Here is a 23,214-nt window from a genome sequence, read left to right as displayed (position 1 = left end):
CAGCTCAGAAAAATTGTCAGTAAGTACAATGCATGAATCCATTAAACGTGAGAACCGTATTATAGACAGTGAGGGCGTGGAAAATTTGAGACAGGAAAATGGCCAGATTCAAGAGTGGATAAATACAGTAGAAGAGTTCGTGATTGCGATTGATAGCTGCGGAACTATCGTACGCGTCAATCAGGCATGGATCGAATTTTGCTTGAAAAAAGATGTCCATGAATCGCTCTACACAATCGGCGCCGACTACTTTGCACAATTGAAGGCTCGGGAAAAAATAGTGAAATCAAGGCTATCCGGCGCGTCATCAGCAAAGAGCTCACTGAACACAAGCAAATGTACCCTTTTCTTCTGAAGAATGGAGAAATACAATGGCTTTCAGTCAAAGTACGGGGAATCCGTTTATCATCCGACGGTTCGCACGGAGTTGTCATCTATCGTAAAAAGGCAAGTCTTCATGACATTGAACCGATCACGGCAGAAAGTGTATTGGAGAGTATGACAGATGGCTTTGCCTTGCTGAACAATCAATTCCAGTTTCACTATATCAATGAAATCGCAGAATCGATGTTCCGTACTACACGGGAGAAGGTCGTCGGGACGAGCTTGTTCGATGTTTTTCCCGAAGCGGTTGATTCATCTTTTCATCATACCTATAAAAAAGCGATGGCAGAACAGCGGATCATAGAGTTCGTAGATTATTACCAGCCGCTGGGTGTATGGTTCCACATCAAAGTCGCCCCGCTGAAAAAAGGCGGGTTTGCACTTTACTTCCAAGACGTCAGCGACCAGAAGAGAGTGGAAGAGCAGTTGCTGGAATCCGTCAACTATGATTATTTGACCGGAATGCCGAATCGCTGCCTTCTGACAATGAAAAGCAATGCTTTGATTTCTTTGGGAAAGAAGTTCACGATTTATTACTTAAATCTGGATAATCTCAGATTAATTAATGCAGTATACGGGCATGATGCCGGCGATGCTGTGCTGAAACATGTTGCTGGAAAGTTGAAGGGATTTACAAACGAAAATTGCGAAGTTTTCCGTTTGGATGGTGATGAATTCGCTGTTCTCTATGCACCGGAACCGAAAGAAAAGCTGGAGAATTTTGCGAAAGCGATTACAGACATCTTCGAACAAACGCTTATTGTTCATAATTTCCAAGATCTCTCTATCCATGTCAGCATCGGGATTTCCTGTTATCCGAATGACGCCCTGCTGTTCAGCGAAGTTATCTCTAATGCAGAAACCGCGATGTATGAAGCGAAGAAGATCCGTGGCTCCTCTTACTTGTTTTTCCGGCCGGCAATGGATGCGTTGCGCAAGCGGAAGTCCGCCATTGAGGAAGGTCTGGCTGGAAACTTGGATGATGCAGGGATTTACTATACACTTCAGCCTCAGATTGATGGATCAACACGGGAGATTGTCGGAGCTGAAGTGTTGGCTCGCTGGGCGCATCCAGAGCTTGGTGAAATCTCGCCGCTGGAATTCATTGAAGTGGCGGAAGCGACCGGTACGGTCGTTCCTTTAACGCTTCATCTCGTAGAAAAGGTATTTATTCAGATGAAGGAGTGGAACTTGCTTTTCGGCTGGAGTGTGCAGACTGCCATTAATATGACTCCTTCCCTTCTCGCCAATCCGCGATTTTTTGACAGCTTCTTTGAACTCATCGGGCGATATGAGATTCAGCCCGAAATGGTTGAAATCGAAATTACCGAACAGGCAGAACTGACTTATTCCGCAGAAACGCTGGAAAACTTGCTGCTGTGCAAATCAAGAGGCATTTCTATTGCAATCGATGATTTTGGGACCGGCTTTTCCATGATTTCGTACTTGACCCATTTTCCGATCAATAAAATCAAAATCGATCGGTCGTTCATTCAGAAAATCGGAAAGGACAGGAAATCTGAGGCTGTGCTCAAGTCGCTGATCCAATTAGCGAAAAGCATCGAATGCGAACTTGTTGCAGAAGGCGTCGAACGGCAAGAAGAAGTTGAATTCCTCGAAACAAGCAGCTGTACCATCCATCAAGGGTATCTATATGACAGGCCTTTGCAGATCAGAGATTTTGAAGCGAAGTATGTGAAGCTGGACCGTAAATTTTTCCAGGAATCGAAAGAGGAATAATAGAAAAGCCCCGAACCGTCTGGAGTGTTCCTGTCCGAACAAGGAATGTCTTCCTGTTTGAACGAAGAGTATTGGCATGTCCGCCGTTTTAAAACGGCGGACAAATCAGTTTTGGTCTGTTATCAATTTCTCGGCGGGAACAGTTAAGGTTCCGGGTTCTTCGTGAGGTCTGGCAGTATCCCACCAGGCGGTCACTCCGTCTCCTATTTGGAGAGCCGGAAAATCGATTTCCCCATTCGTAAGCCAGATAGCTTGATCATAAGAGGGATTCTCTTCCAGTGCTTCAGCTTCCGTAATGCCCTCAGCTATAAGAATCCGTTCAGAAATTTCATCTTCTTCCATCTCAATCACAAAGCCTTGCACTTCTTCCCACGTGGAAGGAAGTGAGGCGGTCTCTTTTTCAGAAGAGGCCGGTTCATCGGGAGCGGAACAAGCACTCAATAATAGAACGGACAATAGAAAAGAAAAAATCGGTTTCATAATTCTCCTCCTTAAAATTTACTTCCTGCTGAGCAGACGTTTAAACGAGAAAGAAGTTACAAAAAACCTTGGAGCTCCCATCAACACGGGATCTCCAAGGTTTTCTTATTTTTTCAACAGCAAATAAATGAAATACGGTGCGCCGATCAATGCGGCGACGATGCCTGCCGGGATGCCGTCCGGCTGCAGAAGGTTTCTGCCGACCGTATCCGCCAGCAGAAGCAGCCAGCCGCCGATCAGAATCGTGGTCGGTAGCATCAATTGGTGGCGCGGTCCGACGAGCGCTCGTGCCAAGTGAGGGGCCATCAAGCCGATGAAAGCGATGCCGCCCGTGACCGACACGGCGGATGCGGCAAGCGCAACCGCTGCAAGCAGTAGAATGATGCGCTCCCTTTCGATGGACATGCCGAGACCTATGGCAGCTGGCTCATCCAGTCCGAGCATGTTCAGCCGGTTGGCTTTGAACAAGACGAATGGGATGAGGAGCAGGAGCCACGGGAGCAGTGCCAAAATGAACGGCCAATCCGTGCCCCAAATGTTGCCGGCAAGCCAGCGGGCGATGAAATCGACTTTCTCCCGCTCAGCTGAGGAAATCAAGATGATCATGAGACCGGACAGCGCCATCGAGAAGCCGATTCCGACTAAGACGAGGCGGACAGGCTGGAGGCCAGTGTTGCGGCTGTAAGAAAACAAGTAAATCAGCAAAGCGGTCACGACAGCACCGCCGAATGCGACAGCTGGCAGCAAATAGACGAATGCGCCGGCTTGGACCGGGACGAATAAGAAGAAGAGGGCAATCGCAGCGCCAGCACCGGAGTTGATTCCGACAATGCCGGGATCAGCGAGGTCGTTCCGTGTAATGCCTTGCAAGATGGCGCCTGATAGTGCGAGTGCCATCCCAGCGAGTAACGTGATCAAAATGCGCGGCAGCCGGATCGAGAATAAGATGAATTCTTCCTTGAACGTCCCTTGCCCGAACAAGACCGGAAAGAGCCGGTCATAGGACAGGGAAGAGTAGCCGAGTCCAAGGCTGATGACGATCGTCGAAACAATCAACAGCAACAGGACCGCAAATGTAATCCGCTGCTTCCGGATAATAGATGGATGGATCATGTGAATGCTCTTCCTCCTTTACGGACAATCAGCAGGAAGAACGGCAAGCCGAGAATCGCGACGATGGCCGCAACTGGTGTCTCGAACGGTGCATTGATGATTCTGCCGAGCAGGTCAGCAAATAGCATGAACACAGCACCCGCAACCGCTGACATTGGAATGACGAACCGGTAATCTGTCCCGACGATTGCGCGGACGATATGCGGGATCATTAAGCCGATGAACGCCATATTGCCGGCGAGGGCAACGGCTGCGCCGGCAAGCAACGTGATGATGAAGAACAGCAGCACTTTGATGCGTCTCGTGTCTTGCCCGAGACCGATCGCCGCTTCCTCGTTCAAGCTGAGGATCGTCAGCTGGCGGGCAGTGAAAATCGCGATGAGCAAGGAAACGATGATGAACGGCACGATAACCTGGAGCTGTCCCCACGTCGTGCCGATCAATCCGCCGGCCGTCCATTGTGAAATGTCTTTGGAAATGTGGAAATACAGGCCGATGCCTTCAGCGACTGCATTCAACAAAGCAGTGATCGCGGCACCTGCCAGCACGATTCGGAACGGGGAAAACCCGCCGCGTTTCATAGCGCCGATGCCGAAGACGATGCCCGCCCCGATCGCTGCTCCGATAAAACAGGCGATCATAATCATGAAATAGTTCGCTGATGGAATGAACGCTAAGGTGAAGGCAAGCGCTGCGTTCGCACCGGCAGTTAAGCCTAGCAGTCCAGGATCGGCAAGCGGGTTACGCGTCATACCTTGCATCATCGCACCCGATACCGCTAGTGCCGCCCCGACAAAGATGGCCGCGATTTCACGCGGCAAGCGGATCTCGCGGATAATTGAAGTCGTGTCATCCGCTGTTTCGGCGAACAGTGCATTCCACACTTCACGGAATGACGTATCCGCTGCGCCGAAGACGAGTGAAGCGACGAACATCGCGGCCAGGACGAGAAGGCCGGCAATCAATTTAGTTGTGAAAGGAAGGGTTCGTTTCATCTTTAATCATCATTTCTATAAGGAATTGAAAGAGGGATTCTGTTCCGAAGAATCCCTCTTTTTTTGCTGCTTATTTATTTAGGAAGTGCTCGATGAAGAAGTCCAATTGAAAATCAAGTGTACGTGCATCGTTAAAGTAGAATGCTTGTGCTTCCGCTTCGAATACGTTGCCGTTCTTCACAGCTGGCATATTCTTGTACAATTCGGTTTCCTGGAATGAATTGTCCTGTGTGCCATCTTTGCTGAAGATCAAGTAGTCGCCAGCATATTCCGGCAAGACTTCCTGTGACAGCATGTAGTAGCCGTCATTCTCTGTCATTTCTTTTACTTTTTCGGGCATGTTCAAGCCCATTTCCTGATACAGGATCTCTGTTCCGCGTCCCCAGTTGTCGCCGAAGACGTAGATCTGTTTGTCGAAGTTCTCAATGACGGAAACCGTCGCATCTTCCCCGATTTTCGCATGGATTTCTTCCCCGGCTTCTTTCGCACGTTTTTGGAAGTCATCGATCCATGCTTGTGCTTCTTTTTCTTTGTTCAACGCTTTCCCGATTTCAAGGTGCTGCTTGAGGTAGCCGATTTTTCCGTATGTGTAAGTGACAGTCGGTGCGATTTCATTCAATTTGTCGATGTTATTCATCGTTGAACTGCCGATGATCAAGTCCGGATCAAGCTCAAGGATTTTTTCCAAGTCGTTTTCCGAGACTTCTTCGACGCCTTCAAGAGCATCTTGGAAGTTCGGGTTACTTTTCGACCAGCTGTCGATTCCGACAAGTGGTGCACCAAGCGCTACCGCATCACCGCCATAAGTGGACAGGATGATGACGCGCTGCGGGTTTGCAGGTACTTCGATTGGGCCGTTCTCAGATTCGTAAGTGATGGTTTCCGGTGAATCCGCCGATTTCTCGGACGTTGTATCAGCTTCGTCGCTTCCGCACGCTGCAAGGACAAGCGCAAATGCGAGAAGGAATAGGGGCAATAAGAATTTTTTCATAATAGGTCAAGCTCCTTTGATTAAATTGTATGTTAGGCAAAGCGGTTTTTGTGTGCGTGGGTCGATGCCGATGTCTGCATCGATCCGGAATACTTTCTCGAGCACAGGCTTGGTGATTACTTCATGGCAGTCGCCGGCTTTGACGACTTCGCCGTTCTTCATGGCGATGATGTAATCGGCAAAACGCGCAGCCTGGTTGAGGTCATGCAGCACCATGATGATCGTGCGGCCTTGTTCTTTGTTGAGCTTCTCGAGCAGTTCGAGAATTTCTAGCTGATGGGCCATATCCAAGTAGGTGGTCGGCTCGTCGAGGAAGATCATTTCCGTCTCCTGTGCAAGTGCCATCGCGATCCAGACGCGCTGGCGCTGACCGCCGGACAAGGCATCGACGGGATGATATTTGAAGAACTGGGTACCGGTCACATCGAGCGCCCAGTTGATCATGTCGTAATCTTTTTTCGTCAGGCGTCCAAGCCCTTTCTGATAAGGGAAGCGGCCGTACGAAACGAGCTCCCCGACAGTTAGGCCGGGTGTATTCTCAGGCGATTGCGGCAAGATAGCCATCTTCTTGGCAAGCGCCTTCGTATTTTCTTTCGCGATTTCCCCGCCGTCCAGCATGACAGAGCCGGACTGGTGGGCGATGACACGGGTGATTGCTTTCAAGAGCGTCGATTTCCCACAGCCGTTCGAGCCGATGATCGTCGTGATTTTCTTATCGGGAATTTCGATGCTCAAATCTTTGACGATCAGCCGTTCCCCATAGCTGATGGATAAATCCTTCGTGAGCAGGCGAACCATGGCGCCATCCTCCTTTTTAAAAAATATCGTGTTGATGGTTGATAATGATTCTCATTTTCAGTACAATACAAACTATAAGTTGAAATGTTTTCGGAGTCAATAGAAATTTTGGGGACGGAGTGAATCAATAAATGAAAACCGGGGAATTGTTTGACGTGACGATCATCGGCGGAGGGCCTGCTGGACTGTATTCAGCTTTTTATGCGGGTCTGCGGGGAATGAAGACGAAAATTATCGAATTTCAGCCACAGCTCGGCGGAAAGTTGCATGTGTATCCGGAAAAGATGATTTGGGACGTTGGGGGCCAGCCACCGATTCAATGTGCTGAGCTGATCAAGCAGTTGGTCGAGCAAGGCCAGACATTCGATCCGGCAATCGTATTGAATGAAAGAGTGGAGACCATCGCCAAAAATGCGGAAGGGCACTTCGTTATCGAAGGCGCTTCAGGTGAGATGCATCTTTCGAAGACGGTGATCGTTGCAGTCGGCGGGGGCATCCTGAACCCGCAGAAGCTGGATATCGAAGGGGCGGAGCGCTTCGAGGTTTCCAATTTGAATTACACGGTCAAGTCGCTGGAACGTTTCAAAGGCAAGAAAGTGCTGATCTCAGGCGGTGGAAATTCTGCCATCGATTGGGCGAACGAACTGTCACCGATCGCAGAGGAAATTTATGTGACGTACCGGAAAGCTGAATTCACCGGGCACGAAGCGCAAGTCGAGCAGTTGCTCGGAGGAGCGGCAACATGCTTGTTGAATACATCGATCAGCCGGTTGATCGCATCAGACAGTCGCGATGCGATCGAACTGGTGGAGCTGACGGATCAATTGACAGATGAAAAGACCTTGCTTCCGGTTGATGAAGTGATCATCAACCACGGTTATGAGCGTGATGCGAGCCTGCTTGACAACAGCCCGCTTAGCATCGCCATTGCGGATGACTATTACATTGCGGGCAATCCGAAGAGTGAGTCGTCGGTCGGTGGATTGTACGGAGCGGGAGACATCCTGCAGCATGAAGGGAAATTGAACTTGATCGCCGGTACATTCGTCGATGCAGCGAACGCGGTCAACCAAGCGAAGCTTTATATCCAGCCGGATGCGACAGGCGTCGCGATGGTGTCGTCCCACAACGACGTCTTCAAGAAGCGCAACAAAGAATTGATCCAGGAAATGTTTTCGTGAATGACGGAGCAGGGGCCGCCGAATGTGCGGTCCCTGTTTTTTTGCAGAAATACATGCTGGATTGAAACGTTTCACATCTGTTAAAACTTCGGTCATAGTTTGTTCATAACTCCTTGTTAAGCTAGTTTCAATAGCTCGAACAGAGCGAAAGCGAAACGAGGAGGAATCACGAATGGGTTATTATAAATCGGCTGAGCCGAACAAAGGAAGAAAAGGTCACTTTTTGTCAGGATTTGGCGGAGTGCTTGCAGGGGTCGTACTTGCCGGGACAATTTTGCCAGGGATATCGGATGGTGACGGCGTTTTTGACACAGCGAATGCGCCGGTCGAAACGGTTAGCGGACTGGAGAGCGTCTCGAAAGTAGTGACGACTGACGTGACGGAAACAGTGGACGCAACATCAGCGGCAGTTGTCGGCGTGACGAATATGCAGACAGCGCGTCAAAATCCGTTCATGCAATCAAGTGAAGCGGAATCGCAGGAAGCGGGCGTCGGATCGGGTGTCATCTATAAGAAAGAAGGCGACTTTGCTTATATCGTCACAAACAATCACGTCGTTGAAGGAGCAGAGGATGTCGTCGTAACGATGGCTGACGGAACGGAACTGCCGGCAGAAGTGCTCGGTGCAGATGTTTGGACCGACTTGGCTGTGCTGAAAGTGGAAGGGAAAGCAATCGATACAGTTGCGAATTTCGGAGATTCATCAGTCTTGAAAGCTGGGGAGCCGGTCATTGCGATCGGGAATCCGCTTGGCCTGCAATTCTCAGGATCAGTAACGACAGGTGTGATCTCAGGAACGGAGCGTTCAGTACCGGTTGATATCGACGGGGACGGAGCGGTGGACTGGCAGGCAGAAGTCCTGCAGACGGACGCAGCGATTAATCCAGGGAACAGTGGCGGTGCGCTGATCAATAGCGAAGGACAGGTCATCGGCATCAACTCGATGAAAATTGCCCAAGCTTCTGTCGAAGGCATCGGTCTTGCGATTCCGATTAATTCAGCAGTTCCGATCATTGAGGATCTAGAACAAAAAGGGGAAGTCGAGCGGCCGGCACTTGGTGTCACAATCATCGACCTGGGAAGAGTACCGGCGCAGTACAGAGAAGCACAGCTTGAACTGCCTGCGACTGTTGAAGGCGGCGTAGTTGTGGATTCCGTCTCACCAGGTTCGGGAGCGGCAGAAGGTGGACTGGAGTCAGGAGACGTCATTGTGAAAATGGGAGACGAGGCAATCGAATCGGTGCTTCAGCTTCGCCAATATTTGTATAACGAAGTTGAAATCGGTGAGACTATCTCCATTACCGTGTACCGAGACGGTGAACAGCAGACGCTGCAAGTGACCTTGGCAGAAAGCCTGTAAACGAAAGAGAAGCGCTTCCGCGATTGCGGGTGCGCTTCTTTGAATTTACATGAGTCCGAACATGTTTGTACTGATGCCGATGACTAAGATGATCAGCACGACGACGATGAACACGATGAATCCTTTTTGGAGTGGCGGATAGCCTTTCGTTCGTGGCTCTGAAAGACCTTCCGGCTCGCTTGGTGGACGTTCCATCGTCTCTTTGTTCGCTTCCATATACTTGTCGGTATCTTTATGTTCAAGATTGTCCGTGTCATTAGGTTCGTTGTTTTTATTCGTCATAAAAATCCTCCCCTTATTTTGCTCTTGTTTCACCATACCCTTACGTCAAGTAGTTTAATCGAAAAATTTCGCTTCCTCTTGCTCTTCTTTCCGGTTCAGCGCTTGTGCCAGCTCTTCCCCAAAGCGTTTGGAGGAGTTCGGGCTGCGGGCGGTCAAAATCTGTGGACTCCCCCAGACTACGTGTGTCTCCGCGTCTTCCTCCGCTGAATAGTCCGCAATTCGTGACAGCTCCTGCTCAAGATCGAAAGGAAGCAATTGTTTCACTTCTTCCGGTTCCTTGCTGGTCGGATAGCCTGTCACTTTCAGACCGTCCAATAAGCCGCTGCCGTCGGTCATTTTCGTGAAGAGCAGTGGCGCGACGCCGTGCGAAATGGCAGCGATGATTCCGCCGTGCAGATGGATGATGTTCAAGACGGCATGCAAATCGTGGTGATGCGCCAAGTCGAACATCGGCCCATGCCCGCCGACGATGTATACTGCATCGAATTCACTCGCCTTCACGTCGACGATCGGCAGCGTTTTGTCAACGATGCCGGACTCGTAAAGCGTTTTGTATGTTCCTTCCGGGTCGTTTTCCTTTTCCAGGCTTTTCGGATCGACGACCGGCTTGCCTCCGTCCGGGGAAGCGATGCCCACCACATGCCCTTCTTTTTCCAGTTCCAGGATCGGCTCGAACAGTTCCTCGGCCCACCATCCTGTCATGTAATCGTTCGAATCATCTACGTAGCCGTTTGATACGACCGCCAATACCTTCCCCATGCAATCTCCTCCTTGCGTTCATACACTTAGTTATTCATTTACCCCGCCAGGCTTTCGTGAAACGTGAAGACAAAGAACGAATTAAGGGGAAAAGGGTTTTTATGGAATGCACTGGGGGTAATCAATGAATGCAATCTCAGCAAGGAAGGGAGGGGCAAAAGGTGAGCAGCGAAAAAAGCCAGCGTAATGAACAATTGAGCGACCTTACAAGGCAAAAGGAAAATGCGGAAAAAAATAATTTCAATGCAGGCGGGAATGCATCCGATTACGATGGCGGACAGCCGGCAGATACGAAAACCGGTAATCCGGGAAGCCTCCATTCAGACGGAGATGGACATTCCAGAGATAAGGGCAGTTCGAGTGAGAAGGAATTCAATGCGGGAGGCGGCGATTCCGATTACGACGGCGGCCATCCAAAAGATGTGAAGAAAAACAGTGTGGGACGTATCCATTCAGAAGATGGCGAATGAAGTTAAAATTCGAGGAGGATGATCGAGATGTTTCTTCATAGAAAAGAACTTCAATATCATGCAAAACCAGACGCGCCGGATGCAGCTTATGCCAAATTGCTGCAGGAATTGATTGGCGGTCAATACGGCGAGATGACAGTCGCCATGCAATATTTATTTCAAGGATGGAATACAAGAGGAAATGAAAAATACAAAGACTTGCTGCTGGATACGGCAACGGAAGAAATTGGGCATATCGAGATGCTGGCGACTATGGTGGCGCGTCTTCTTGAAGGGGCCCCGTTGTATGCGCAGGAAAAAGCGACAAGCGATCCAGTGGTCGGAGCGATTATGGGTGGCATGAACCCACACCATGCCATTGTCTCAGGACTCGGCGCAGTTCCCGAGAATGCACAGGGAATTCCGTGGAGTGCAGGCTATATGGTATCAAGTGGCAACCTGCTTGCTGATTTCCGCGCCAACGTCAATGCCGAGTCGCAGGGAAGGCTGCAAGTGGCACGTCTATACAGCATGACAGAAGACAAAGGCGTGAAAGACTTGCTGTCATTCCTGATGGCCCGTGACACGATGCACCAAAATCAATGGCTCGCAGCAATCGAAGATCTTCAGGCAAAAGAAGGTGGGGTCATTGTGCCATCGACTGTCCCGCCGGAATGGGAAGCAAGCCAGTACTCTCATACACTGTATGATTTCTCTGAAGGTGGCGAAAGCAGCGGTGACCTCCCGTGGATGAAAGAAAAAGCGCCGGATGGGCATGATTTCAAATTTGAACAAGCCCAGGCATTTTCCAATCGCCCTGTACTGAAGCCGGGTCCGCCGGAATCACATGATACTTTGCCGGACGAAGATGAATAAACAAACAGGAAGAAGTGGTGAGGAAATCAATTGATTTCTTTCACCATTTTTTTGGAGGGGAGCAGACCGATGGACCGATGGATCATGAAACAGAAATGGCACGATGTCTTTTTTTTGCACTGGGCGGTGCCGGCTGAATCGCTACGCCTACATGTACCGGAAGAGTTAGAGCTGGACCTTGCGGAAGGGAGTGCATGGCTTGGTGTCGTCGGATTCAACGTGTCCGGGACCCGGCCGCGTTTTTTGCCATCGGTTCCAGGCACTCGCACTTTTCTGGAATTGAATGTCCGCACGTATGTGAAGCACGGGGGTAGGAGTGGAGTCTATTTCTTCAGTTTAGATGCAAATAGTCCACTCGCTGTGGAAGCTGCGTCTATGGCTGGATTCTTGCCATACCGCCATGCGAAAATCACAAAGAAAAAAGCGCGCGGCGTCCATCATTTCCGAAGTGTCTTGACGGAAAAAGGACACAAGCGGGAAGAGCTGGATATGTCGTTCCGGACTTTCACGGAGCCGCTCCTATCGGATGCTTTCGGACAATGGCTGACGGAACGTTATTGTTTGTGGACAAAACCTGGCAAGTCCTTGATCTGTGTGGATATTGACCATATTCCGTGGGATCTTCACCGGATGGAAGGGGAAATCAGGACGAACACGATGGCTGCGTTCCACCCGCTAGATTTGCACAGAACAAAGCCGATTGCACACTTTTCCCCGTTTCAGGACGTCCGTTTCTATATGCCGGTGATCGAAAAGAAAATTCCATAAAATAAACAAGAGCTGCACAGAAGGCCGGAAAATCGGTTTCTCGTGCAGCTCTTTTTCTTTCTCAGGAAGAGATGTAATCTCCACCATTCACATGAATCGCCTGCCCAGTCACATACGAACCGTCACGCGAAGCGAGGTAGACATATGCCGGTGCGACTTCCGCAGGCTGACCGCGTCGTTCCTTCAACGTATCGCTGCCGTGGCTGGCGACTTTTTCCGCACCGAACGAAGCCGGAATGAGCGGTGTCCAGATTGGCCCTGGTGCCACAGAATTGACCCGGATGCCTTTTTCGCTCAAACTTTGGGCAAGCGAGCGGGTGAATGCAGTGATGGCCCCTTTCGTCGCTGAATAATCGATCAATTCTTCCGAGCCGCGGTATGCCGTCACGGAAGAAGTATTGATGATGCTGTCGCCTTTTTCGAGATGCGGCAGTGCGGCTTGTGTGATGTAGAACATGCTGTAAATATTCGTTTCGAACGTCACTTTCAATTGCTCGGGTGTGATGTCGAGGAAATCGTCCACCGGGAATTGCTTACCAGCGTTGTTGACGACGATATTCAGCTTGCCGAACTCACCGATGACATCTGCCACAAGCTGGTTACAAGCTTGCACATCCGATACATCCGCAGCGATCTTCATCGCCTGGACGCCGTAAGCTTCGACCGCCTTCACGGTATCTTCCGCATCTTGGTGCTCATCCAAGTAGGCTATGGCCACGTTCGCGCCTTCTTTTGCATAGGCGACTGCGACAGCACGGCCGATGCCTGAGTCGCCGCCCGTAATGAGCGCGACTTTGCCGTCCAATTTGCCCGAGCCTTTGTAAGATTCATCGTCATAGATCGGCTCCGGTGTCATTTCTGTCTCAAGCCCTGGCTGACGATCTTGCACTTGTGGTTCCACCTGTTCATCGATTTTTTCGTATGGATCTTTACTCAACTCAATCACTCCTTCAGTAAGTATCTTCCACCTATCTATTCCCCTGCGAAAAACAGCTAAACAGCCAGCACCAAATAATAGCGGCTCACTTCGATCTTCGGAAATGGCGGAGGAAGAAGAAGCTGCCAAGCAAGGACAACACCGTGATCAGAAGCAGGACCGCAAAGAACGGTGGCCGGTAAGTGAGCGTGATGGCGTTTTCGCCAGCTTCAATCGGCAGGCCGATCATGGCGTAATCGGCTTTTAACACCTCGACTTTCTCCCCGTTGACGGAAGCTTCCCAGCCTTTTTCGTACGGAATGGCGATTTTCGCAAAGTCATGCGCTTCCGGATTGTCATACGTGAGCTGGATGCTGCTGCCGTCCAATTCGAGCGCACGCAAGCCGTCTTCCGCCTGTACAGCTTCCTGCAGCGTACTGTAATCCTCGTAATCGATTCGGATGTCCGTCAATCGGTAGTCGCCTTCCGGCAGGCGGATTTCAACTGTCCCAGCTGCCGGAATGCGCACGGTCAAGTCGTCGACGTGCGTCTTGTAGACAGAAGCATTGGATTTCCGGCTTGTGACGTAGTCATTGACCGCAAGATTGAACCCTTTGTCCGCGGCTTCGCTTTCCAGATGGAACGACACATAGAAATCGCCTTCGAAGCGCTGCAGTTCTTGGACGCTCAAGTCAATGCCGCCATCCGCAGCAGTCACTTGGAGTGTCTTCCCATCGAAGCGTGCACCGACTTCCGACAGTACGAAAGGTAAGTCGGTGCCGTCTGACTCAGGAATTGGCGCGCCCGTTGCCGGAATGTCCAGGACGATGCCGGAAAGCATGGCGTGTTCGCGGACAAGAACAGATCGATCTTCCAGCTGCTCTTCGGTATGGACCGCGGACGAACTTCGGACGAACGGCAATTCCATTTGGTTTTCATACACTTTGTAATGGTCTGAGGCGAGCACTTCCGTGAATCCGTACGGGACGTTCTGTGTGTCGTCGTTTTCACGGATGACATATGTGCCTTGCATCATACTATGCAAGTTCGCGCGGTTGCCGAGTGTCGCATAACGGCTGACACTTTCGCGTCCCATGTCGATTCGCAGATCGTATAAATAGAAGTACAGCAAGTTTTTATTCAAGATGCTTGAATAGGCGCTCAAGCCCCTGAAATCTTGGACGATCGGCGTATTGTTGCGGACGCCTTCCATCCAGTCGATGCGGTACGTTTGCCCGTCCGCCTGTGCATGGATTTCTTCGATCAGCCTGCGGACTTCCGGATCGTCGAAACCGGAGCTTGTCATCATTTCTTCGTTCACTTCTTCGATGTTGCCACGTTCAAGCAACCAATCCTTCTGATACAGGTTGACGGAAAGGAGGAGGGAGGCAATCGTGCCGGTGAGCAGTATCCATTTGAAGCCGGACTTCCGGTATCGCGTGACCAGGACGAGCACCGTCGCGGTCAGCGCCCAAACGATTAGTGGAACATAAAATGCCGGTTCGCTCCAATCGCGATCCGGGTCGGCCGTCAGGAAAGCGAAATAAAAGCACGCACTTGAAAAGACGGCAAGGAGTACATGCCGCATCGTCAGCTTATGCAGCTGGTCGAATGCAGCGGCGACCGCACCACCCGCGACAAGCGCGAGGAAATATTCCCAGCGGTATTGCGGCGCGGAAAAGCCGTTGAACGCACTGGCAGCGAGCGGGCTGTAATGCAGGACGATGCCGATGAAGCCGAGGATCGAAAATAGCCGGAACGCCCGGTTTTTATAAAAGCCTGCTACGAAAAGGAATAGGACGAAAATGGCTGGCAGCACAATGTAGCGGCTCGTGAACAAGATGTTATCGGCAAAGTCGAACGACGCGATGTCCTGCTCGAAAGACGGCCGGTGATTGTTCAAGTAGGCGTAAACCGCTGGAATGAAGGACACGGCGCTGATGCCAAAACTGATGAGCCCGGTCACCAAAAACAACAGCAGTGCTCGTTTCCGCTCGATCTCATCGTGCGCGAGCGGGATGAACAGGCGGACCAGAATATAAATGGCCGTCAGCAAGAAGTTGATATAGGCGAAATAGAAATTATCAATGAGCGAGATGGCTGCGGCTGCAAGGAACCAGCCAGGCGCCCGTTCCCGGAAAATCTTTTCGACACCGAGAATGAGAAGCGGCAGCCATAAATACGCATCCGCGAAAAACTCCCAATAAACCGTATGCCGGAAAAACATGCCGGACAGTCCGTAGATGGCAGCGCCGATGAATGCGGCCGGCCAGGAAAGTTTCAAGTAACGGAACACGAGCGTCGTCAAAAACAGTACAGCTGTAAGCCGCACCGTGCTGATGAAGACTGCTGCCTGTGCCCACAGCAAAGCATCCGGCGTGCTTAAGAGCCCGATGCTTTCCAATAGGAAGAACAATGCCACCGTCGCAGCGAAGACGAACGAAGTGGAGAAATAATAAGACAACCCGCTATAAATGTCCGCTCCGAAGCCGAATGAAAACGAGTAGAAAAATTCGCCTGCCGTGTAGTGTTCATAAAGCAATTGCTTGAACACGGTCATTTGCGACAAGCCATCATTGATGCCGACCATATAGTGTTCGTTTGCCCGCTGCACCAAGAAGACGGCATGTCCGACGATGGCAAGCAGCAAGGAAACAAAGAAAAGTTTTACGTATTTCACGAATCTCACCGTCTTTTCAAGAAGTTTGTTCCGGCTTGTCTTTTAAGATCTTGCTGGAAATGATGAATGTAATCGGCACAGTGAACAAGACCGCAGCGAACGGCGCAATGTTGCTGCTGAGACTGAGGAATTCCACGAAAATGAAAATGAGTGCCGTCGATACCGAAATATTGACGACTTGTGTCAGCGGGAACGCCAAGTATTTCTTCCACGTCGGCCGCACTCGGTATGTAACGTACGTATTCAAGAAGAATGAAATGTTCAAGCTGATGAAGAAGCCGGCGAGATGCGCTGCAAGGTAAGGCAAGTCGAAAATATTGTGCAGCACAAGGTAAATGCTGTAATAAGTCAACGTATTGATGACACCTACGATGACGAAGCGGACGAATTCCGTGTTCAGTAATTTACTCATCGAATTCATCCGCATTGCTGATGTCGACGAGGAAGTTCGGCCGTTTCTTCGACTCGTTGTAGATTCGGCCGACGTATTCGCCGATGACGCCGAGACTGATCAATTGGATGCCGCCGAGCATCAGGACGGCAGTGATGGTGGTGAAGTATCCTGGTGCGCCGACACCATCGCGCAAGATATGGTAAAACGTGATTGCTACATATAGAAGCGACAGGAACAGCACGATGAAGCCGGTGTAAAAACAAATGCGGAGCGGCTTCATGTTGAAGGAGATGATGCCGTCGATGCCATAGTTGACGAGGCTCGCGAACGACCATTTCGATTCGCCATCCACACGCACGACGTTCTCGTACGTGAGGATCTTTTTACTGAGGCCGATCCACGAGAACAACCCTTTGGAGAAGCGGTTACTTTCACTCAGCCTCAAGATGGAATTGATGGCTTTGCGGCTGAGCAAACGAAAATCGCCCTCACCGTCTACAAAGTCGACATCCGTAACGGCATTGACGATTTTATAATAAAGGGAGCTTAAGACGCTGCGCATTTTCGATTCGCCTGTACGCGACCGTTTCGCGACGACTTGGTGGAATCCTTCCTCGAACCCTTGGACCATCTCGCAGATCATCTCTGGCGGGTGTTGCAAGTCGCTGTCCATCAAGATGGCTGCATCACCGTGCACGCGGTTGAGTCCAGCGAGGATGGCTGACTCCTTGCCGAAGTTCCGTGTCAGCGAGATGTATTTCACGTAGTCATGTTCACGGGCGAGCTTCAAGATCTCACCGAGCGTCTGATCTCGACTGCCATCGTTGACGAACATGATTTCATAATGGCACGGCAATTCTTCCAGCTCAGCTATGAGCCGGTTATGGATATTCACGATATTCGCCTCTTCGTTATAGGCGGGGATGATGATGGAAAGCAGTTTCATATAACTTTCCCCTTTCAATTATGTATGGACAGTCTGTCATCACTGTTTACCCGCCTTTCGCGGAAAGTATGCTCAGCAAAGAGTTTTCGGAATCGTGCGGGCAATTCAAGAAACCGAGGAACAGAATGGAGGAAGACAGGTGAATTGCTCTTCTTTATGGAACGGATGAAACTTTCGCTCGTTCTGGACGTATATAAGGAGGAGAAAAAAGTGGCGACCTCGCCGTAATAATTGAATTTTTTTGTAAATAGCCATACTATGAAAAAAGAGTCCAAAAAAGAAATGGAGCGTGCTGAAAATGGCGATTAATCTAGTAAAAGGTCAGAAGATCGATTTGACGAAAGGAAGGTCATCCCTTTCAAGCATTATGGTAGGCCTCGGGTGGGACCCTGTTCAGACGAAGAAGAGTGGTGGATTCCTGAGTTCTTTACTCGGCGGCGGTGGAGCAGGCGGACCGGATATCGACTGTGACGCGTCTGTCATCATGTTGAACGAAAACGGCAAACTTGCTGCAAAAGAGAACTTGATCTATTTTGGCAACAAACGCAGCAAAGATGGAAGCGTCGCACACTCCGGCGATAACTTGACCGGTGAAGGGGATGGCGATGACGAGACGATCAACGTGGATCTATCGAAAATCTCTCCATCGATTCACCGCCTTGTATTTGTCGTGAACATTTACAATGCGAAGAAGAAGAACCAGGATTTCGGCATGATCGAGAACGCGTTCATCCGCCTGGTCGATAATCAGTCAAGAGAAGAGCTGGTCCATTACAACCTGACAGAAAACTATTCTGGGAAAACAGCGTTGATCACGGGCGAAATTTACCGTCAAGGCACAGAGTGGAAATTTGCGGCAGTCGGCGAAGGAACAACTGATCCGGATATCGGGTCTATTGCAAACAAATACGCAAAATAAGGGGCGATTAAAGATGGCAATCAATCTATCAAAAGGACAAAAAGTGGATTTGACGAAAGGTAATCCGGGCTTGTCGAATGTAATTGTCGGACTTGGTTGGGATACGAATAAATATGACGGAGGCGACGACTTCGATCTTGATTCGTCGGTCTTCCTCTTGGATGCGAACGGAAAAGCGGGATCTGAAGCGGATTTTGTTTTTTACAACAACACAATCGGTGCAGGCGGAGCAGTTGAGCACACGGGCGACAACCGCACTGGCGAAGGTGAAGGCGATGATGAGCAAGTCAAAATCAACCTGTCGGCAATTCCTTCGGCGATGGAACGTGTGACATTTGCAATCACGATCCACGATGCAGAAGCGCGCGGACAGAACTTCGGGCAAGTGAGCAACTCCTACGTCCGGATTTTGAATGCAGAGACAAATGAAGAGTTGATCCGTTATGACCTCGGAGAAGACTTTTCCATCGAGACAGCAGTCGTAGTCGGTGAATTGTACCGCCACGGGGGAGAATGGAAGTTCAACGCCATCGGCAGCGGTTATCAAGGCGGCTTAGGTTCACTCGTGAAAGACTTTGGCCTGGATAGCTGATCAACTGAAGAAAGCAAGGGGCTCGTTCCCTTGCTTTTTTCTGAATTTAGAGCAAGTGGGTCGTTTAAATTGATCCGGACTGGACGAAGAAATTTTACAGCGTAAGCTCCCGCAGGACAGCGAACAGAATTAAGGAATTCTGTTCCCGCCTATGCAGCCAGCGGAATATCAGCAGCTGAAACTTATCTCTATTTAACAACAGCCGGCGGGAGGGGAATAACAATGAAACATTTTAATGGATTGTCCAGAACTGATTTAACTACATTCTTCGCAGAATCACCGATGAAGTTCAACCGTGACACGGATCGTGAAACGTTGGGCATCGCACTTGGTGCAGCACTTTATACACCGGGCTCACGGACGGACATTGCAGAGAAGATCCTATCCGGCAGCTATGGCCGGGGAACGTTCTCAGGTCTTGCGACACTCATCATATGTCTGGAAGATGCCGTTTCTGACGCGGCCCTGCCGGAAGCCGAGCAGAACATGATCCAGCAGTTGAAGCAGCTGGAAAAAGGTGGGCAAGGCTTGCCAGAAGAGTGTCCGATTTTATTTCTGCGTGTCCGCAGTGCGGCACAGCTGGATTATTTGGCGGAGCATGCTGGTACGGCACTTAGTGTATTAGCAGGCATCGTCTTTCCGAAGGCACTCGCTGAGAATCTTCCTGGATTTTTTGCCGCGCTCGACCGGGCATCCGAGCGCGCTTGCCGGGACTTGTATGCATTGCCGCTCCTTGAAACAAAGGAAATCCTTTATGCGGAGAGCCGCACCGCAACCTTGCAGGCGATCGATGAAGTGATTAGTAAAGAAGCGCACCGGATTTTGAATGTCCGTGTCGGCGCGACCGACTTCTCGAGCTTGTTCGGGCTGCGCCGTCCGGCAACGCGCCATATTTATGACCTTCACGTCGTCCGCGATTGCCTAACCGACATTTTGAATCGCTTCGGCAGAGCAGAGAAAGGATTGACGGTCTCCGGTCCGGTCTACGAATATTTCAGCGGGCCGCAAGTTCTGCCATTTCTTGCGGACTCCGAGAAGGTGTTATGGGAAGAAGTACAGCTGGACTTGCTGAACGGATTCACAGGGAAGACATGCATCCATCCTTCCCAGATCGCCATCGTCAATGCCGGTCATATCATCACGAAGGAAGCGTTCGGCGATGCCGAGCAGATTTTACGCGAGAGCACGGTCCATAACGGTGTGCTGCAAAGCGCGAACCGCAACAAGATGAACGAAGTGAAGCCGCATTTGAACTGGGCTCGCAAAACAGTCGCTCAAGCGAGAGTATACGGGGTGCTGAATGAAAACTATCAACCGATCGACGTCCTCAACCACATTCGAGAATATCAATTTTCAAAACAACTATAAATTATGGGAGTATCTGGAGCTCTCTGTCAGCGCGGATCGCAGCTACTACGGCCTGAAGCCTGAAGCGCTGTTCGAGATGGGGCTGCGCGTCAACAAGAAGCGCCAGTTCCTCTTCATCAGTAAACTGATCGCGAAGCATTTGGCCGTCCATCCGGCGATTGCGCTCGGTACAGGCAGCTTGCTGTCGTCGCTGTTGATGGAGAATACAGGGCTTGCTCCACACCCGGACGCTGAACGCATCGCCGTGATGATCGACAGCGGGGAACCGGACACGGCCTTGATGCAAAAAGCTTTGCAGTACAAGAAGGAACTGCCAGGCAAGACAGTCTTCATCGGCATGGCGGAGACGGCGACCGGGCTAGGACATGCCACATTCCAGCATTTCCTCGGAGCGGACTATATCCATACGACGCGCGAAGCGATTACAGGAAGCGAACCAAGCTTCGTCTTTGAGGAAGAGCACTCCCATGCGACTTCGCATAAAGTATACGCACCTGAAGGCATGCTGGAAGAGGCCGAGACGATCGTCTTGGTCGACGACGAGATTTCGACGGGTAACACGCTGATCAACCTTGTGGAAGCACTCGATGATCAATTTCCCGGGAAATGTTACAAATGTTTATCGATTCTTGATTGGCGCAACAGTACGCAGCGCGCCAAAATGGATGAATTCACTGCGCGTCGCGGAATCCAGGCGGATGTCCTGGCGCTCATGTCAGGCGAATTCACGTTGCACCACGGTCAGTCTCCGGAAGACGTAGCAGCTGAGAAGCTTGCTGGCGACACAGGTGCAACACTTAAAGAAATAATGACAGAAACAGTGGCGCGCAGTTCTGCAACCAATCAGCGCTACATCCCATATACCGGACGTTTCGGGCTATCGAGCGCGAAGCAAAAAGAGCTCGAGCAGTGGATTGAAGACGCCGCTGCGAAAATTGCGCCGCTTCTAGCTGGTGAAAAAGCACTCGTCATCGGCATCGGGGAGAACATGTATGTGCCGCTCCGTTTTGCACTGGCACTCGGAGGCGATGTGAAAGTCCAGACGACGACACGCAGTCCGATCCATGCCGCTCAGACACCGGGCTATCCGATCCAGGAAAAGGCGGCTTTCCAGCTGCCTGACATGGGTTCGGTCGATCAATACATTTACAATCTGGGGCAAGTCAAGGCGGACCGCATTTACCTCATCGCTGAATCTGTGATCCAGCGCGAGGAATGGCTGCCGCTTGTTTCATATCTTGAAGAAAAAGCACCACTCGAATGGATTTCACTAACGAATTGAAGGAGAGATGTTGACCGATGATTACGACAAACTTAGTGAAGACCAGCTATGCAAAAGACGATGTGACATTTCTCTTGAAAGATTTGACGGACCAGTTCGAAGAAAGCTCGCTCGAAGAACGGGAGCGGGCTGTCCAGGCAGGCGGGCACTACGCTGAACGTTTGCCGATCGAATACCGGCCATCGGAAGAATATACAGCGCTCTACCACGCTTCGGTCGAAACATCGAAGCAGCGGCTGAGCCATCTTGTCGGCGTCGTGACGCACAAAATCCTGAAGAATGCAGAGACAGAAGAAGTTGTCCTTGTATCCCTTGCAAGAGCGGGCAGTCCGGTCGGCATTTTGATCCGCCGCTATGCGCACATGATTTTGGGTCTCGACTGGGTGCATTACAGCGTCTCGATCATGCGGGACAAAGGGATCGACGTGAATGCGATGCGCACGATCAGGGAAAATCATCCGACGGGCCGTATCCAGTTCATCGACGGCTGGACAGGGAAAGGCGCGATCCAGAAAGAATTGACGAAAGCGGTAGAGCAACTGAACCAGGAAGAAGACATGCAGCTTGTGGATGATATGGCTGTACTCGCTGACCCCGGGGCATGCGCTGTGCTTTTCGGAACGCGGGATGATTTTCTTATACCGAGCGCTTGTTTGAATGCCACCGTCTCAGGACTTGTCAGCCGGACGATCTTGAACGGCCGCTTCATCGGACCGGAGGACTATCACGGAGCGAAGTTTTACGGCGAACTTGCAGAAGAAGACTTGTCCAACGATTTCATCGATCAAGTGACGGGTTGCTTCGAAGAGACGGCAGAAGCTGCCGCTCAGGAAGCTGCAACCGTTCCACTCACGGTCGAACGGACTTGGGCAGGGATGCTTGAAGTCGAGGCGATCGGCGACAAGCTGTACGCGGAAACGGATTACCACTTGATCAAGCCCGGCGTCGGTGAAACGACTCGCGTCTTACTCCGCCGCGATCCATGGAAAGTGCTCGTGAACGACGCGACACATCCGGACGTCCAGCACATTTTGATGCTTGCGGAAGAAAAAGGGATTCCGGTGGAAGTCGAGCCGGACTTGTTCTACCGTTCAATCGGGCTGATCCGTTCGGGGAAAGAACTATGACGATTTTATTTGCGAGCGACTTGGATCAGACACTGATTTACTCACGGAGATCGATGGGGATGGATGCGACTGAACAGGAACTGCGCGAAGTCGAACGATACGAAGGAAGGCCGCAATCGTTCATGACCAGGAAATCGCAGCGTGCCCTTTGGGAGCTCGGCAATGAAATGGTGTTTTTGCCGGTGACGACCCGCACGCAGGAGCAGTACGAACGCGTGACGGGGATTTACGAAGGGGAAGAGCCGCCATCGTTTGCGGTCATCTCGAATGGTGCGGTCATTTTGAAGGACGGCGAACCTGTCGAAGAATGGTCGGACCATATCCGCCAGCAATGTGTCAGCCGGAAGACCATCATCGAAGAGCTGATGCCGGAGATCCGCCGCTACTTCTCGGAAGACTGGGTCTTGCGGGTGCGCGAGGCAGATGGCTGGTTCGTTTATTTGATCGTCGACCGGGAACGGTTCCCGGTGGAGCGTTTGCTGGAATATACGACGGCCTTCAGGGAAATCGGCTGGAATATGTCCTTGCAAGGACGGAAGTTGTACTTCATGCCTGAGAGCATCACGAAAGCCGGCGCGATGGAATATGTGAAAGAGGAAGTCGGTGCGGATTTCGTCGTCGCTGCAGGAGATTCACTGTTGGATCTGGATCTTTTGGAGAGCGCGGATAAAGGGATTCTAGCCGCTCACGGTGAAGCCGTGAGGAGCAATGCGCAGATTTCGTCACATATTACTGTGACGGACTTGAAAGGAATCAAAGCTGGGGAGGAAATCATGGCGCAAGTGGCCGGACTTTCGATACAATATAGATAAGC

The 23,214-nt window shown here is 50.9% G+C and carries 24 protein-coding genes; 13 read left to right on the top strand and 11 right to left on the bottom strand.

The genetic code is table 11. The annotated features are described in order from the left end of the window. The first annotated feature begins 76 nt into the window (after nt 1–76). Together GIW82_RS08125 and GIW82_RS08120 are read left to right on the top strand one after the other, a co-directional pair. Nucleotides 77–355 carry a hypothetical protein gene (locus tag GIW82_RS08125; protein WP_195913984.1) on the top strand — a complete coding sequence of 93 codons (279 nt, stop codon included), beginning with the start codon at nt 77–79 and terminating at the stop codon, nt 353–355. Then, a complete protein-coding gene (locus tag GIW82_RS08120; protein ID WP_154749333.1) occupies nt 337–2,124 on the top strand; it encodes a putative bifunctional diguanylate cyclase/phosphodiesterase in 1,788 nt (595 codons plus the stop codon). Before GIW82_RS08125 ends, GIW82_RS08120 begins: the two co-directional genes overlap by 19 nt. A 105-nt stretch (nt 2,125–2,229) precedes the next feature. On the opposite strand, the gene GIW82_RS08115 is transcribed toward GIW82_RS08120, so the two are convergent. The 5 genes from GIW82_RS08115 to GIW82_RS08095 form a co-directional block, all read right to left on the bottom strand. Beyond that, entirely contained in the window at nt 2,230–2,604 is a 375-nt protein-coding gene (locus GIW82_RS08115) for a hypothetical protein (protein ID WP_154749332.1), read from the bottom strand. 105 nt (nt 2,605–2,709) lie between these two features. Further along, on the bottom strand, nt 2,710–3,717 hold the full coding sequence (locus tag GIW82_RS08110; protein WP_154749331.1) for a FecCD family ABC transporter permease: 1,008 nt from the start codon (nt 3,715–3,717) through the stop codon (nt 2,710–2,712). Then, nucleotides 3,714–4,712, bottom strand: a complete 999-nt coding sequence (locus tag GIW82_RS08105) for a FecCD family ABC transporter permease (protein ID WP_154749330.1) — start codon at nt 4,710–4,712, stop codon at nt 3,714–3,716. Before GIW82_RS08105 ends, GIW82_RS08110 begins: the two co-directional genes overlap by 4 nt. A 70-nt stretch (nt 4,713–4,782) precedes the next feature. Next, complete coding sequence (locus GIW82_RS08100; RefSeq protein ID WP_154749329.1) at nt 4,783–5,703, bottom strand: iron-hydroxamate ABC transporter substrate-binding protein; 921 nt, start codon at nt 5,701–5,703, stop codon at nt 4,783–4,785. Between the two features lie 6 nt (nt 5,704–5,709). Next, nucleotides 5,710–6,501: an ABC transporter ATP-binding protein gene (locus GIW82_RS08095; protein ID WP_154749328.1), complete on the bottom strand. Its 792-nt coding sequence runs from the start codon at nt 6,499–6,501 to the stop codon at nt 5,710–5,712. Between the two features lie 131 nt (nt 6,502–6,632). On the opposite strand from GIW82_RS08095, the gene GIW82_RS08090 reads away from it, so the two are divergent. Continuing rightward, nucleotides 6,633–7,682, top strand: a complete 1,050-nt coding sequence (locus GIW82_RS08090) for an NAD(P)/FAD-dependent oxidoreductase (RefSeq protein ID WP_154749327.1) — start codon at nt 6,633–6,635, stop codon at nt 7,680–7,682. 172 nt (nt 7,683–7,854) lie between these two features. Continuing rightward, nucleotides 7,855–9,042, top strand: coding sequence for a S1C family serine protease (locus tag GIW82_RS08085; RefSeq protein ID WP_154749326.1), 1,188 nt, complete (start codon nt 7,855–7,857; stop codon nt 9,040–9,042). Nucleotides 9,043–9,087: 45 nt separating this feature from the next. Here GIW82_RS08085 and GIW82_RS08080 read toward each other — a convergent pair whose 3' ends face one another. Then, the gene (locus GIW82_RS08080; RefSeq protein ID WP_154749325.1) at nt 9,088–9,324 is read right to left on the bottom strand and encodes a hypothetical protein; all 237 of its coding nucleotides are present in this window, start codon (nt 9,322–9,324) and stop codon (nt 9,088–9,090) included. 54 nt (nt 9,325–9,378) lie between these two features. Beyond that, nucleotides 9,379–10,083, bottom strand: a complete 705-nt coding sequence (locus GIW82_RS08075) for a type 1 glutamine amidotransferase domain-containing protein (protein ID WP_154749324.1) — start codon at nt 10,081–10,083, stop codon at nt 9,379–9,381. Nucleotides 10,084–10,244: 161 nt separating this feature from the next. On the opposite strand from GIW82_RS08075, the gene GIW82_RS08070 reads away from it, so the two are divergent. The 3 genes from GIW82_RS08070 (at nt 10,245) to GIW82_RS08060 (ending at nt 12,176) form a co-directional block, all read left to right on the top strand. Next, nucleotides 10,245–10,553: a hypothetical protein gene (locus tag GIW82_RS08070; RefSeq protein ID WP_154749323.1), complete on the top strand. Its 309-nt coding sequence runs from the start codon at nt 10,245–10,247 to the stop codon at nt 10,551–10,553. 27 nt (nt 10,554–10,580) lie between these two features. Continuing rightward, entirely contained in the window at nt 10,581–11,408 is an 828-nt protein-coding gene (locus GIW82_RS08065; protein ID WP_154749322.1) for a manganese catalase, read from the top strand. Nucleotides 11,409–11,477: 69 nt separating this feature from the next. Beyond that, nucleotides 11,478–12,176, top strand: coding sequence for a YqjF family protein (locus GIW82_RS08060; RefSeq protein WP_154749321.1), 699 nt, complete (start codon nt 11,478–11,480; stop codon nt 12,174–12,176). 61 nt (nt 12,177–12,237) lie between these two features. Here GIW82_RS08060 and GIW82_RS08055 read toward each other — a convergent pair whose 3' ends face one another. From GIW82_RS08055 to GIW82_RS08040, 4 genes are all read right to left on the bottom strand, one after another. Next, nucleotides 12,238–13,113, bottom strand: a complete 876-nt coding sequence (locus GIW82_RS08055) for an SDR family oxidoreductase (RefSeq protein ID WP_154749320.1) — start codon at nt 13,111–13,113, stop codon at nt 12,238–12,240. 85 nt (nt 13,114–13,198) lie between these two features. Further along, nucleotides 13,199–15,772, bottom strand: a complete 2,574-nt coding sequence (locus tag GIW82_RS08050) for a YfhO family protein (RefSeq protein WP_370456138.1) — start codon at nt 15,770–15,772, stop codon at nt 13,199–13,201. 16 nt (nt 15,773–15,788) lie between these two features. Beyond that, complete coding sequence (locus GIW82_RS08045) at nt 15,789–16,184, bottom strand: GtrA family protein (protein WP_154749319.1); 396 nt, start codon at nt 16,182–16,184, stop codon at nt 15,789–15,791. Further along, entirely contained in the window at nt 16,177–17,112 is a 936-nt protein-coding gene (locus tag GIW82_RS08040; protein ID WP_154749318.1) for a glycosyltransferase family 2 protein, read from the bottom strand. The genes GIW82_RS08045 and GIW82_RS08040 overlap by 8 nt, the downstream gene beginning before the upstream one ends. Nucleotides 17,113–17,410: 298 nt before the next feature. On the opposite strand from GIW82_RS08040, the gene GIW82_RS08035 reads away from it, so the two are divergent. The 6 genes from GIW82_RS08035 to GIW82_RS08010 all read left to right on the top strand — a co-directional run bounded on the left by GIW82_RS08035 (nt 17,411) and on the right by GIW82_RS08010 (nt 23,212). Then, nucleotides 17,411–18,031: a TerD family protein gene (locus tag GIW82_RS08035; protein ID WP_154749317.1), complete on the top strand. Its 621-nt coding sequence runs from the start codon at nt 17,411–17,413 to the stop codon at nt 18,029–18,031. Between the two features lie 13 nt (nt 18,032–18,044). After that, nucleotides 18,045–18,623, top strand: coding sequence for a TerD family protein (locus GIW82_RS08030; RefSeq protein WP_154749316.1), 579 nt, complete (start codon nt 18,045–18,047; stop codon nt 18,621–18,623). Nucleotides 18,624–18,845: 222 nt separating this feature from the next. Continuing rightward, on the top strand, nt 18,846–19,991 hold the full coding sequence (locus tag GIW82_RS08025) for an HpcH/HpaI aldolase/citrate lyase family protein (RefSeq protein ID WP_154749315.1): 1,146 nt from the start codon (nt 18,846–18,848) through the stop codon (nt 19,989–19,991). Further along, nucleotides 19,924–21,273 (top strand): phosphoribosyltransferase family protein, encoded by a 1,350-nt coding sequence (locus tag GIW82_RS08020; RefSeq protein ID WP_154749314.1) that lies wholly within the window; start codon nt 19,924–19,926, stop codon nt 21,271–21,273. The genes GIW82_RS08025 and GIW82_RS08020 overlap by 68 nt, the downstream gene beginning before the upstream one ends. A gap of 17 nt (nt 21,274–21,290) precedes the next feature. Continuing rightward, nucleotides 21,291–22,400, top strand: coding sequence for a cysteine protease StiP family protein (locus GIW82_RS08015; protein WP_154749313.1), 1,110 nt, complete (start codon nt 21,291–21,293; stop codon nt 22,398–22,400). Beyond that, on the top strand, nt 22,397–23,212 hold the full coding sequence (locus tag GIW82_RS08010) for an HAD family hydrolase (RefSeq protein ID WP_154749312.1): 816 nt from the start codon (nt 22,397–22,399) through the stop codon (nt 23,210–23,212). Before GIW82_RS08015 ends, GIW82_RS08010 begins: the two co-directional genes overlap by 4 nt. The last annotated feature ends 2 nt before the right edge of the window (nt 23,213–23,214 follow it).

Source organism: Planomicrobium sp. YIM 101495 (assembly GCF_009707665.1).
In the GTDB taxonomy this organism is placed as follows: domain Bacteria; phylum Bacillota; class Bacilli; order Bacillales_A; family Planococcaceae; genus Planococcus.
The sequence above is the reverse complement of the archived record's forward strand: the minus strand, read 5'-3'. Positions and strand labels throughout refer to the sequence as shown.